Annotated in this window: 9 protein-coding genes, 1 tRNA gene and 2 rRNA genes; 6 read left to right on the top strand and 6 right to left on the bottom strand. The window is 57.5% G+C overall.

The genetic code is table 11. The features are described 5' to 3' along the window. Positions 1 to 2,677 (bottom strand): ATP-binding protein (locus AC2FND_RS17695; RefSeq protein ID WP_496771126.1); only part of this gene is annotated, 2,677 nt, incomplete at its 3' end. Positions 2,678 to 2,773: 96 nt separating this feature from the next. Next, the gene (locus AC2FND_RS17690; RefSeq protein WP_496771125.1) at positions 2,774 to 3,679 is read right to left on the bottom strand and encodes a LysR family transcriptional regulator; all 906 of its coding nucleotides are present in this window, start codon (positions 3,677 to 3,679) and stop codon (positions 2,774 to 2,776) included. Positions 3,680 to 3,782: 103 nt separating this feature from the next. Between AC2FND_RS17690 and AC2FND_RS17685 the strand changes: the two genes are divergently transcribed. The 5 genes from AC2FND_RS17685 to AC2FND_RS17665 are packed head-to-tail and all read left to right on the top strand — an operon-like array spanning position 3,783 to position 9,549. After that, positions 3,783 to 5,225, top strand: coding sequence for an aldehyde dehydrogenase family protein (locus AC2FND_RS17685; protein ID WP_496771124.1), 1,443 nt, complete (start codon positions 3,783 to 3,785; stop codon positions 5,223 to 5,225). After that, on the top strand, positions 5,225 to 6,199 hold the full coding sequence (locus tag AC2FND_RS17680; protein WP_496771123.1) for a membrane dipeptidase: 975 nt from the start codon (positions 5,225 to 5,227) through the stop codon (positions 6,197 to 6,199). Before AC2FND_RS17685 ends, AC2FND_RS17680 begins: the two co-directional genes overlap by 1 nt. Positions 6,200 to 6,203: 4 nt before the next feature. Continuing rightward, positions 6,204 to 7,892 carry a hypothetical protein gene (locus tag AC2FND_RS17675; RefSeq protein ID WP_496771122.1) on the top strand — a complete coding sequence of 563 codons (1,689 nt, stop codon included), beginning with the start codon at positions 6,204 to 6,206 and terminating at the stop codon, positions 7,890 to 7,892. Continuing rightward, complete coding sequence (locus AC2FND_RS17670) at positions 7,889 to 8,518, top strand: DUF3726 domain-containing protein (RefSeq protein WP_496771121.1); 630 nt, start codon at positions 7,889 to 7,891, stop codon at positions 8,516 to 8,518. The genes AC2FND_RS17675 and AC2FND_RS17670 overlap by 4 nt, the downstream gene beginning before the upstream one ends. An 11-nt stretch (positions 8,519 to 8,529) precedes the next feature. Beyond that, positions 8,530 to 9,549: an Ldh family oxidoreductase gene (locus AC2FND_RS17665; protein WP_496771120.1), complete on the top strand. Its 1,020-nt coding sequence runs from the start codon at positions 8,530 to 8,532 to the stop codon at positions 9,547 to 9,549. A gap of 41 nt (positions 9,550 to 9,590) precedes the next feature. Here the strand turns inward: AC2FND_RS17665 and glyA are convergent, their stop codons facing one another. Beyond that, complete coding sequence (gene glyA, locus AC2FND_RS17660; RefSeq protein ID WP_496771119.1) at positions 9,591 to 10,898, bottom strand: serine hydroxymethyltransferase; 1,308 nt, start codon at positions 10,896 to 10,898, stop codon at positions 9,591 to 9,593. Positions 10,899 to 10,994: 96 nt separating this feature from the next. On the opposite strand from glyA, the gene AC2FND_RS17655 reads away from it, so the two are divergent. Then, positions 10,995 to 11,873 carry a LysR family transcriptional regulator gene (locus AC2FND_RS17655; protein WP_496771118.1) on the top strand — a complete coding sequence of 293 codons (879 nt, stop codon included), beginning with the start codon at positions 10,995 to 10,997 and terminating at the stop codon, positions 11,871 to 11,873. Between the two features lie 226 nt (positions 11,874 to 12,099). On the opposite strand, the gene AC2FND_RS17650 is transcribed toward AC2FND_RS17655, so the two are convergent. From AC2FND_RS17650 to AC2FND_RS17640, 3 genes are all read right to left on the bottom strand, one after another. Next, positions 12,100 to 12,176, bottom strand: a tRNA-Met gene (locus AC2FND_RS17650). A gap of 52 nt (positions 12,177 to 12,228) precedes the next feature. Continuing rightward, a 5S ribosomal RNA gene (rrf, locus tag AC2FND_RS17645) occupies positions 12,229 to 12,343 on the bottom strand. Positions 12,344 to 12,528: 185 nt separating this feature from the next. Further along, positions 12,529 to 12,909: ribosomal RNA gene (locus AC2FND_RS17640) — 23S ribosomal RNA — on the bottom strand; the annotation flags it as partial.

Raw genomic sequence — 12,909 nt, 5'->3', positions numbered from 1 at the left:
CGCCCAGGCAAGTCTGTGCAACGCATTCCGGAACAAAGGCAAAGTACTTTTGCGAGACTTCAATAGCCTCAATGGCGTCCGCCTTGCCCTGTGCGACGTCCCCGGTGTAACTGCGCGCGACGCTGAGATTGTGCAGATTGGCAGCCAGATCGCGGACCAGCCCTTTTTCGCGCGCCCGCTCAACAGCCTGCGTATAAAAGCCTGTCGCTGTCTTCATGGTGGCTTTCATGAAGTTTGCATCACCAAATCCGCTTAGCGCCCCTACCTCAAGGCGGGCAGAGCCAAGTTTGCGGGCAAGCGTCAGGGCGCGTTCATTGGCGCTCAGCGCTTCCTTGTCCCGGCCCAGAGGGAAATAAACATTACCGCGCACGTAGCTGATCTGAGCCACATCCCGCTCCGACCCGCAACGCTCGGCGGCGGATTCAGCCATATCGAGTGCCTCCAGGGCATCCTGATACAGGCTGGCTTGCCGTGCGGCCTGCGCCAGCCCGATATGCGCGCGGCTGATTTGCTCATCGGTTTCGGCAACCCGGGCAGCTTCCCGAAATTCACGCAGTGCGTCGCCGGACAGACCCTGAAGCCTGTGCGTCTCAGCACGAGCGCACAGCAGGTCGAACCGGACACCTGCAGGGGACGGCAGTTCCAGGGCGCGTTCGATCAATGGGCTGGCATCGTCGAATCTGAAGGCCTGGATCAGTTTGTCCGCCGCTTCCAGATACGCCTGTGCGGCGTTATTCGCCCCTGCCCGGTCCAAATGTTGTGCGCACAAGGTTGCATCGCGATCCTCGAACCACTTGGCGGCCTGCCTATGCAGGCGCGCACGCTCGGATTTGACCAACGTTGCATAGGATCCATCCCGGATCAGCGCGTGGGCAAACATGAGGTCAGGCCCCGCCTCTCGGACCAGCGCGGATCGGATCAGGCTGGTCGTATCCAGATGCCCTTCACCCAGAATAAAGTTCAGCACTTCCGCAGAGAACCGTTGCCCCAGTACCGATGCTGCCTGAATGGCGGCGCGGCTGGTTCGATCAAGTGCATCCAGTCGGGACTGAACGATCCCCTGAATACTGCCGGGCACGCTTTGCTGGGTAAGTACATCCGTATTGCGCAACAACTGTTCAAGAAACAGTGGATTGCCCCCGGCGCGTTTGACACAAGTTTCCAGCAACTCGGGGTCGATGGCCGTGAATTCTTCGACCAACAGTCTGGCCTGTTCCTCGCCCATCGGCGCCAGTTCCATCTTGGACACCAGCGCGCCATCGGTTGCCATTTGCCAATCCCGGTCAATCGGGTCACCTTCGGCCCGGCTTGTCATCATCAACACGCAAGGGATATCCCGCGTTGCCGCCGCAATATGAGAGCAGGTCATCAGGGTCTCGGGCGAAGCCCAGTGGATGTCCTCGATCTGGATCAGCAGGGGAGCTTCCTGGCTGCAGGCCGACAGCAACTCTTCAATGACCTGCCGCCGTCCGCGCAGGCGGGTCTTGTTGTCCATCACCGCAAACACCTCGGCCAGTCCCGAATCCTGCTCCAGCTCAAGCAGCGCATTGAGGTGCGCGGCGTTCGGCGGGCTGACCCAGCCCCTGGCGATTGCGTCCCTGGCCGCTGCGGCACCTGTTTCCGCGCCATCTGCCGGGTCAAGACCCAAGATACTGCGGGCGACCATCTGAATGGCCGAATGCCCTTCGCGCGCGCCGAAATCCATCACGACACCGTTGTGGATCGTGTAGGACTGGCCGGATGCCAGCTCAGCAACTTGCTCGGACAAATGGGTTTTCCCGATCCCGGGCTCACCCAGGATCACATGGACTTCGCCCTTGCCGTGGCGCTTGCATCGGTCAAATGTGGCTGAGAACACCGACAATTCCCGCTCGCGCCCGATGAATTTGTGACGCCGTGTGCGAATGTTCCGGGCCAATCGATCCAGACGCCAGACTTCAACGGGATCATTCAGCCCTTTGATGGCCTTCACACCAATGGATTCGCCCACGAATAGCGGCCCCAACGCGCGCTGAATGTCGTGTGAAACCAGAGTCTCACCCCCAGCGGAAATATCCGTCAGGCGGGACGCCAGATTCACCCCGTCTCCTGTAACGGTGTATTCCGTATGCGACTGACTTCCGGTCGTACTGGCAATGACTTGACCCGAGGCAATACCGATGTGGCAGGAAAGCGGCGGTGACAAGGTCGGCAGAGCTGCATGTATCTCGGCAGCAGCACGCGCCGCCCTTTCGGTATCATTGGTGTGTGAAATCGGCGCTCCGAAAACGGCCATGACCGCATCGCCGATATGCTTGTCTATACGACCACCGTATTTTTCGACGACATTGTCCACTTTGCTGAAGAATTGATTCAGCAGCGCATGCAGATCTTCTGCATCCAGCTCGCTGGATAGTTTCGTGAATGCGGTCAGATCGGCAAACATCACAGTAACCTGTCGCCGCGCGGGCTCGAGCTGTGCAGCAGGTTCAGGTTCTGCTGAGGTTTGGCAGGTATCAATCTGTTCGATGGCGCGCAGCAGCCGCCGCCGATCACCGACGGCCGTCACCCCGATTTCGATCAAATCCTCGGCCGTCAAATCAGGCAGGATGGAGAAATCGATTTTGTTGTCTGCGAAGGCCTGCGCGTACTCGTTTAATCCAATTGCGCTCAGCCAGCCCCTCAGGTCCTGAGACATGTTGCCCCTCTGAAGTCCCCCACTTCATCCTGGAACCTAGCATGTGCGCCGCTTCGAGTCTGCTAGAACCTATTTAATTTGTGCTTTTGAGCAGGGTTAATCCAAAACTGGCTCCTGCACCAAGCCAGTGTTTCCAAAACCGCTCGACAGGACATACGAACAGCAGGCCTGGGTGATCTCGCGGAAGCGGGCTCTCTCTCGACGGTAAAGATATACCTCTCGCTTGTCTGGCAAATCTGAAATCGGGCGAAAGGCGACCGCATCCGGGATGAATTGCGCGACGGTCTGCGGCAGGACCGTGATCCACTGGCCTGCCCTAACCGTTGTGATCAAAGAGTGCGTGTTGTGAATAGTAACCTCGGCCCTGTCCAAAATCTCTCGGAAAGGCGCGGACTCGATAAAGTCACACAGGGCGTTTCGCACGAAGGGCGCCGCCATCAGATCGCAAATGGCTGGAGGTTCCGCCCGTGTCATCAGCGGATGATCGGACGCTGCAACCAAGCCGAACCGATCCTGAAACAGCGGCTCGGCACTGACCCCGTTCAGGGGATGATGACCGGATGCAATGCCGATATCCGCCTTATCCCCGGCAACGGCGTCCAGAACCTGTTGCGAATCCCCGTCTCGCAACTCGATCTTCAACCCGGGAAAGCGTGATGTCATATGTCCCAGCAAGGCGGGAAAGACCAAGGCCCCCACCGACGGCACGGATACGATACGGATCAACCCTTGTTCCGCCTGCGCCGCCATTTCTATGTTCTGAACAGTCTGATCAAAATCGCGCACCTGTTTGAGCGCAAGGTCAAGAACCTGCTGACCCAGTGGTGACAGGTGATTTTTCCGTTCACCTTCAAACAGTTTCTTGCCCAGATGATCTTCAAACTGCTTCAGCATCATTGAGACGGCGGATTGTGTCCGACCCAGACGGCTGGCAGCCTCGGCAAGGTTTCCGGTTTGGGCCACGGTACAAAAACACCGCAGCATCTCGACTTTCATCGCCATACTTCAAACTTTCTGAAGTTTTCTAAAGTTATTTGAGTTTGACTGATGTTGGCCGAAAGTTCCATCCTGACCCAAATCGAAATTTGCGAATTTGGGGCATGACGTGACCAAACTGAACCTGATTGCCGGCGAATGGCTGGCCGGCGAAAGCGAAATTGAAAACCGCAATCCTTCGGATTTAAGCGATCTGGTTGGCATGTTCACACAAGCCAGCGCCGATCAGCTTGAGGCGACTCTGGATCAGGCGCGCGTCGCGCAGGCCGAATGGGCCGCCTACGGGCTGGAGCGCAAACAGGCCGTCCTGAACGCCATCGGCAACGAGTTGATGGCCCGCGCCGAGGAACTCGGCACTCTGCTCAGCCGCGAAGAAGGCAAGCCGCTGGCCGAAGGCAAGGGCGAGGTTTACCGCGCCGGTCAGTTCTTCACGTATTACGCTGCCGAGTGTCTGCGCCAGATCGGTGAAAACGCCGATTCCGTGCGCCCCGATATCGAAGTGGATGTGCGCCGCGAAGCTGTTGGCGTAGTTGCGATCATCAGTCCGTGGAACTTCCCCACTGCAACCGCCTCGTGGAAAATTGCTCCGGCGCTGTGCTATGGCAATGCGGTTGTGTGGAAACCTGCCAACCTCACGCCCGCCTCGGCTGTGGCCCTGACTGAAATCATCGAACGTCAGGATATCCCGAAAGGTCTGTTCAGCCTTGTGATGGGCTCGGGCCGTTCGGTCGGGCAACGTCTGGTGGAAAGCCCCAAGGTCAATGCGATTTCCTTCACCGGGTCTGTGCCCGTGGGCAAAGGCATCGCCGCCGCGGCGATCCAGAACCTGACCAAGGTGCAAATGGAAATGGGGTCCAAAAACGCGCTGGCCGTGATGGACGACGCCGATCTGGATCTGGCAGTAACTCTGGCGCTGGGCGGGGCCTTTGGCGGTACCGGTCAAAAATGCACCGCCTCATCGCGGCTGGTGGTTCACGCGGGCATCCACGATGCCTTTGTCGAGAAACTGGTTGCCGGAGCGCAGGCAATGAAAGTGGGTCACGCGCTGGAAGCAGGCGTGCAGATGGGCCCCGTCGTCAGCCAGCAGCAGTTGAATGAAAACCTCGCCTATGTCGACCTGGGCAAATCCGAAGGGGCCGAGCTGGCCTGTGGCGGTCAGCGCCTGGAGATGCCTCATGACGGGTTCTACATGTCGCCGGGCGTGTTCCTGAACACCACCAACGACATGCGCATCAACCGCGAAGAAATGTTTGCGCCCCTGACATCCGTCATCAAGGTCGGCAGCTATGACGAGGCGCTGAGTGTGGTCAACGACACCAATTTCGGCCTGACCTCGGGCATCGTGACCAAATCGCTGGCTCGCGCAACCCATTTCCGCCGCAACGCGCGCACAGGCGTGGTGACGGTCAACCTGCCCACCGCTGGCACCGATTACCACGTGCCTTTCGGTGGCCGGGGCGACAGCTCGTATGGTCCACGCGAACAGGGTAAGGCTGCGGCTGAATTCTATACGACTGTCAAAACCGCCTATATCAGCGCAGGCCCCGTCTGATGCGGATCGACGGCCTGCAATATGCCAATTGGTCGGAGAAGATATTTCGCCAATTGCGCGAAGGGCGCGTGGACGCGATCCACGTCACCATCTCCTATCATGAGAATTTCCGAGAAACGGTTCTGAACTTCGAGAAATGGAACCGCTGGTTCGAGCAATATCCGGATCTGATCATGAAAGGCCGGTGGGCCAGTGATATCGACACAGCCCGTGAAACAGGCCGGACCGCCGTGTTTTTCGGATTTCAGAACCCTTCGCCCATTGAAGACGATATCGGGCTGGTCGGAATCCTGCACGATCTGGGCGCGCGGTTCATGCAACTGACCTATAACAACCAATCCCTGCTGGCGACCGGTTGTTATGAGGCCGAAGACACCGGCATCACCCGCATGGGCAAGCAGGTCATCAAAGAGATGAACCGCGTGGGCCTTGTGGTCGACATGAGCCATTCGGCAGACCGGTCCACGATCGAGGCGGCTGAAATCTCGGACCGGCCCATCGCGATTACACACGCCAATCCGCACGAATGGTCCCCGGCCCTGCGCAACAAACGAGATGATGTTATCCGCGCCGTGACGGAAAACGGTGGGATGCTGGGTTTTTCGGTCTACCCTCACCACTTGAAGGACAAGTCAGATTGCACACTGGAAAGCTTTTGCGAGATGATCGCCCGCACTGCGGACAAATATGGAGCCAGTCATCTGGGGATCGGCACTGACCTGTGCCAGGATCAGCCTGACAGCATCGTTGAATGGATGCGTGTGGGGCGGTGGACAAAAGAAATCGACTATGGCGAAGGCTCGGCCTCTGCGCCGGGGTTTCCACCAATGCCGGGCTGGTTTCAGGACAACCGAGACTTTGGAAACATCGAACAAGGGTTACGCGCGACCGGCCTGAACGATGACGAAGTGGCCGGGATCATGGGCAGGAACTGGTATCGGTTCTTTGCCGAGAACTTCGTCCCACAAAGGTAACCAAATGGAACCACACGCGCAGACAGAGATCGCCAGACGTGACCCCGCTATGGTCATGCGGTTGTCACGGCTGGGATCACTGCATCAATGTCGGCTCAGCTTTATGCGGCAACTGACACGCCGCATGGTCGATGAAAACTGGAGCTTTTCGCGCCCTGCATTTGAAATTGACGACAAAGGTGTCGGCCATGCGGTCTATACCGCGCAAGGCCCCGATCGCGCCTACTCGCTGGTCGCCTTTGCCCATGACCTGCCTGCCGATCAACGGTCAGACCGGGTTATCGCCGAAGCCTGGGACGCCACCTTTGCACTGTTCGATGGCATCCCCACGCCAGAAGACATTGATCGCCTGTCGCAGAACGTGCCGCTGCAAGAGGCAGGGCGTGTCAGCGAAACCGAATTGTCACTGTCACGCGCCAACCGTTCCGTGCGACTCTGGGCTCATGTGGTGGATCGTCTGGCTGCGGGCCAGCAACCGGACCTGGAACAGATTTATCAGGTCGGCTATCTGATGAGGACCACGGCCGTTTATGGGTCGGGCAAATTCGGCGCTGCGGATCGTGAGAAAACGGCGGACCGGGATGAGGTCAGTGGTCCCTTCCAGATCGAAATGCTGTCAGTCTATCTGACCCGGGTTTTTGTACGCGATCTGGTGCAATATATGGCGCAGGTCAAAGGCGGGGATCAGACCTCCGCGCTTGATCCTGAAATCGCACGCTGGCTGGGCATCGGAAATTCCACAGGACTGGGAATGGCGCCGTTCATCGTGAACCATCCCGTTCTGTTCAACAACTGGATCATGGCGCGGGAAGAGGCCATCTCGCGCGTGCGGTCAATTAAGACAGCGACCGAAAAAGACGCACGCGTCTTTCGCGACGTTTTCGCGCGCAGCAAACAGTCAATCGCGTGGTGGCAATCCGAACACCCGATACAGGTTGAAAAACTCGCTGCGCTAAAGGACGACCTGAATTCGATCGACGTATTTCTGGCTACAGACGACCTGACACAAGACCATCCGTGGGATCGCATGATCCGATGGTCGGAAACTGCGCTCAGCGAAGAAGGCCAGGAGTTGCTGGCCTCGCTGATCCTTGAGCCTTACGGAGATGTCGTGGATGGGCTGTCCAGCTGCATGGCGGACACAAACACGGCTGAACAGGTAATTGATGGAACAATGCCCGTGTCAGGGGTGCGTACCTTGATCCGGAACAGTTTTGACTGGGCGCTGGATCTTGATTGGAATGATCCGAAAAACTGCGCGCGCGCCTGGTACGTTTCCGAAGAGAAACTTGAACCCCGACTGGGTGAACGGTTTGAAGAACCAATTGCAGACTATGAACAACCGCTCGCGCCCGCGCGTGATGCGGCGCTGGCTTTCAAGGCTCTGCAAGAGTGGCCGGATGATGCGCCGATAGCAGAGTTTCTTTTGCGCCACCCCGAGCACCGCCACACCGTACGCCGCGCCCAAATCAGCCGTATCGCGCCATATGGTGAGATCCATGACAACACAATCGGCGCGAAAGTGATGCCCATCGATATGTTGCGCGCAAAACTATCCTTCTTTGGCGCGACGCATTTCGACCCTCGTTCGGATCGCTGGGTCCGCATCTGCATGTATGCCGGTGCCCCCTACCCTGATGAGCTAAATACCGCGAACGCAGATTTGTGGGTTTATCCGGAGGTTGCGCAATGACCTTTTCATTGAACGAAGTCGAAGCAACCGCAAAACGCGCAACCCGTGGGGCCGGATATGCCTGGGGCGTAGCGGAAGAGGCTGCAAAGGCCACCCGTTGGCTAAGCGCCCAAGGGTTCGACGGGCCCGCTATTCTGGCCCAACTGCTCAAACGTGAATATGCGCCCTGTCTGGAACGCCACATTCCTGTGCTTCAGAACAGAGTATGGGTTGGCGAACAAGACCTGTGCCCGTTGATGACCGGAGCTGTGATATCGGATTCACCGATCGTCCTGTCCCAAAGCACCATTTCGATTTCAAATCTCGCGGCACCGCTGCTTTTGCTGCCCTTTGTCGCTGCGGGGGCAAAAAAGCTGGGAACGACAGTAAAAGTAACCTTCGACGGGTATTCTGCGATAACCGATGGTGTTCATCTAATCTGTGCGGATTGCAGTTTTGACCGCGCTGATCATGTTGAGATAACTGAGGGCGGCCACATTCAAAACGGTCGCCCCCTGCAAAGCCGTGCCGCCCCTAATGCCGGAGCTTGGCAGGTCTTGAACTCTATGGCGCACCGTACATATGCCCCTGCAACTGAAGAATCCCGACTGCTTGGCGCTGGTTCCGGCCTGTCGGACAATGACTGAAGGATCATCAGATGACCGAGACCCAAACCCTGTCGCTTGCCGAAATCGAAAAGCTGTCCTTCACCGCGTTGGTTGCCGCTGGCACAAGTGAAGAAAACGCGCGCCCTCTGGCCGTGGCCACTGCGGCAACCGAAGCGGATGGGGTGGCCAGTCATGGTCTGGCTTATATCCCGATCTACTGTGAACATGTACAATGCGGGAAGGTTGACGGTCAGGCGGTACCGACGCTGGAAACCCCGCGCCCCGGCCTTATCCGCGTAGACGCTGCGACCGGGTTCGCACATGCAGCCATTGAAACGGGCTTTGATGCATTGATCCCGGCGGCTCGTGAACAGGGCATCGCGGCCCTTGCGATCACCAACAGCTACAATTGCGGTGTGTTGGGTTATCACACGTATCGACTGGCGCAGGCGGGTCTGGTTGGTCTTGGATTCACCAATGCACCTGCATCCATTGCTCCTTCGGGTGGATCGAAGCCCGTTGTCGGCACCAACCCGTTCTCTGTTGCGGTGCCGGGTCCAGACGGGCAACCCGCCTTGCTGATTGATCAGAGCGCCAGCACCATCGCCAAAAGCGAAGTGATGAAACACGCCAGAGAAGGCAAGGCCATCCCGGTCGGCTGGGCACTGGACCCGGACGGAAACCCGACAACAGACCCGAATGTCGGTCTGAAAGGAAGCATGGCCCCATCCGGCGGGTACAAAGGTGTGGGTATCGCTTTGCTCACTGAAATCATGGCGGCCGCTTTGACAGGATCTACTCTTGGGCTGCATGCCTCTCCGTTCTCGGGGACAGTCGGGGGTCCACCGAAAACCGGGCAGTTCTTCATCGCTATTGACCCTGCGGTTTCGTCAAATGGGCTGTTTTCAAACGCAATTTCTGACCTGGTCGCGTCGATCAGAAATCAGGACGGCGCGCACCTGCCCGGCGATGGGCGCCGTGCATGTCGCCTTGCGGCAGGTCAAAAAGGTGTCGCCGTCAACTCTGCTACATTGGCCAGGATTGACGCGATTATTCAGGAAAACAGTTGATAGGGGCCACCAGACCGGGCGGATGTGGTGGCCGCTTGCGCCTAGTTCACGAAATGCAGCGTGTCGAATTCACTGCGCCAGGCAGAGACTTCTAAAGCGACAGGCGCGCCGTCCAGTCCTCGCCTGATCAAATCGGCGAGGCGCCCGGCATCTCGAGAGGTCATACCCCAGCGAACCAACTCAGGAGTGCCGATCCGCAACCCATTCAAATCCCCTTCTACCGGTTTGACGGGCAATCCGATGCCGCACGCAAGGAACCCGCTTTCGCGAAGTTTCTTCGATGCAGCCTGCCCTCCGCCATAGGGCTCCGCCAGAACCGCGAACTGATGCGAATTGGTGAAGCCTTCCGCGCCCGCATAGACGCGGACACCCCGCGCATCCAACGCGGCAGCCAGTGCTTTTGACAGTGCAATCATCTCGTTCGCGTACGCCTGACCAAAATCTTTCCAATCCAGCATGGTAACCGCAAGCGCGGCCGTCTTGGCGGCATCGAAATTGGCCGTCATCCCGGGAAAAGCAATGGCATCCAATGCTTTGGCGATGTCGGCATCATTTGACACGATCAATCCACCCGCCGGACCACCAAGGCTTTTATAGGTGCTCATGGTCATGAAATGCGCGCCCTCATTCAACGGGTTCGACCATGCTCGCCCCGCGATTATCCCGCACTGATGCGCGGCATCGAACATGACTTTCGCACCAACTTCGTCCGCAATGGCCCGCACCTCGGCAACAGGGTGTTCAAAAAGGTTCAGACTTCCACCGATCGTGATCAGCTTGGGGCGCTCAGCCCGCGCCAGATTGAGCAGCTTGTCCAGATCGACTGTGTAACCATTTGTGTTAACCGGGGCTTCGATCGTGCGCAGGCCGAACAGTCCCGCACAGCCCGCGGTATGATGGGTCACGTGGCCGCCGATCGTTGCGGGCGGAGCAATGATTGTATCCCCCGGCTTACAGGTCGCCATGAAGCCATAAAGATTTGCAATTGCGCCCGACGGCACGCGAACCTCTGCAAACCGGGCATCAAAGACCTCTGCACAAAGCTCAGCCGCGATGACTTCGATTTCTTCGATTGCTTCCAGCCCCATTTCATATTTGTCACCGGGATAGCCCAGCGAAGGCCGCGACCCGATGCCCGACGACAAAAGCGCCTCGGCCTTGGGGTTCATGACATTAGTCGCGGGGTTGAGGTTGAAACACTCTTTCTCGTGAATGCGGCGGTTTTCCTCTGCCAGATGCGCGATCCGGCCCAATAAGTCGCCAGACGAGGCCGATGCTGTCTTTGTTGCGATATTCTGAACCAGCGTTTCGCTTGCGGCAGGCACCCAGTCTCTATGTGCAAGTGTCATCTGACATCCTCCTGTTTCGTCCACTGTGACTGCTGCTGCGTGACTTCGCAAAGCAGATTTGTTATTTCTTGGCGTAGAAAAACTAAGGCTAAGGTGATGAGCGTTTCCCCAAAGCGTCCCAAAGGGCCCCCACTGAACGCAATGCGCGCTTTCGAGGCGGCGGCGCGCCACATCAGCTTTGTCGCAGCGGCCGAAGAGTTGAACGTCACACCGGGTGCAATCTCGCAACACGTCAAAACGCTGGAAGGCTGGGCCGGAGCACCCCTTTTCCGGCGTCAAACGCAGGGCGTCGAACTCACACCCGAGGGGCAATCGCTGGTCGCTGGATTTACCCGGGCTTTTGACCAATTGGCCGACGCGACCCGGGCGCTGCGCAACCTGAAACCAAATGCAGATTTTAATATCGCTGCATTGCCTGCCATAGCTCAGCTTTGGCTCCCCAAAAGGCTGCGCCAGATCCGATCTCATTTTCCCGACATCAGTTTCTCCGTCACCGCAATGGAAGCGCCGCCGAGCCTTGGGCGCGAACTGTTCGACCTGTCGATCTTCTTCGCTCCACCGGACCACACGACCAATCAGGTGGTCGTTTGCCCGGACGAGATCGTGCCGGTTTGTGCCCCGGCGCTAATGGACCATATTTACCCCAAAAACGGTTTTCGGGATTTACCGTTGCTGCACGATATGGTGTGGAGTGAAGATTGGACCAAATGGGCCCAGCACTCTGGCTATGACCTGCATAATGTCAAAGGCGGTGCTCAATTCTCCCTCTACAGTCTTGCTGTTGAGGAGGCGAAGGCCGGCGCGGGTATACTTATGGGACACCTTTGCCTGATCGAAGACGCCCTGGCCTCTGGCGAGCTGACAGTTGCACATACCAGGTCTTTCCGAACCGACCGATCTCTGGTGATCCAAATGCCACTACGCACTCGCAGAAGACCGGAAACGGACCAGATTGTCGCCTGGTTGTCCCGTTGAGCGGAACCACTAACCATCAGGTTATGAGGTGTTTGAGGTTTGATCGTTGAGCCAACAGTCTAGCGGACTGTTTGTAGATTGAACGGGCTTATTGGTTTTTGGTATCGGTGAGAGGATATGATCCTCTGCGGTTCAGGTTCTGATGCTGACGAAGTTAAGAGGTTAAGCAATTGATCCGGGGGATCAATTGTAGTCTGAACGGGCAGTGTTTGTGGTTTTCTGACGCTGGTTGCGGGAGCAGGATTTGAACCTGCGACCTTCAGGTTATGAGCCTGACGAGCTACCGGGCTGCTCCATCCCGCGTCAGAGTCAGATTTGTTTTCATCGTTTTAGAGAGAATTGGGGATTTTGCTAGGTTTGGCGGTGACCTACTCTCCCGGGGCTTAAGCCCAAGTACCATTGGCGCGGCAGTGCTTAACTTCCGGGTTCGGGATGGGACCGGGTGTTTCACTTGCGCTATGACCACCAAACCGAGGAAAATCCCCGTCGCTCTTTTTTGCGAAGCAAAAAGGCGACGCGCAGGAGGCAGCGTATTCGCGAAGCGGATACGCGTTCCTGCACAGTTGTTATGTCAATCAACAGTGCCGCTTGGCGCGACACAGCCATCCTTTGTCAATTTGGTGTATGTTTTTGATTTGTCTTTCCATTACTGGATCAAATCAAGCCTATCGGGCGATTAGTACCGGTCAACTGAACGCATTACTGCGCTTACATCTCCGGCCTATTGACGTGGTGGTCTTCCACGGCCCTCAGGGAGACCTTGTTTTGAGGGGGGCTTCCCGCTTAGATGCCTTCAGCGGTTATCCTGTCCGATCATAGCTACCCAGCACTGCCGTTGGCACGACAACTGGTCCACCAGTGGATCGTTCACCCCGGTCCTCTCGTACTAGGGGCAACTCCTCTCAAGTCTCCTACACCCACGGCAGATAGGGACCGAACTGTCTCACGACGTTCTAAACCCAGCTCACGTACCTCTTTAAACGGCGAACAGCCGTACCCTTGGGACCTGCTCCAGCCCCAGGATGAGATGAGCCGA

This window comes from Ruegeria sp. BHSB056, assembly GCF_059613305.1.
Note: the sequence above shows the minus strand (reverse complement) of the source record. Positions and strands in the feature narration are given on the sequence as shown.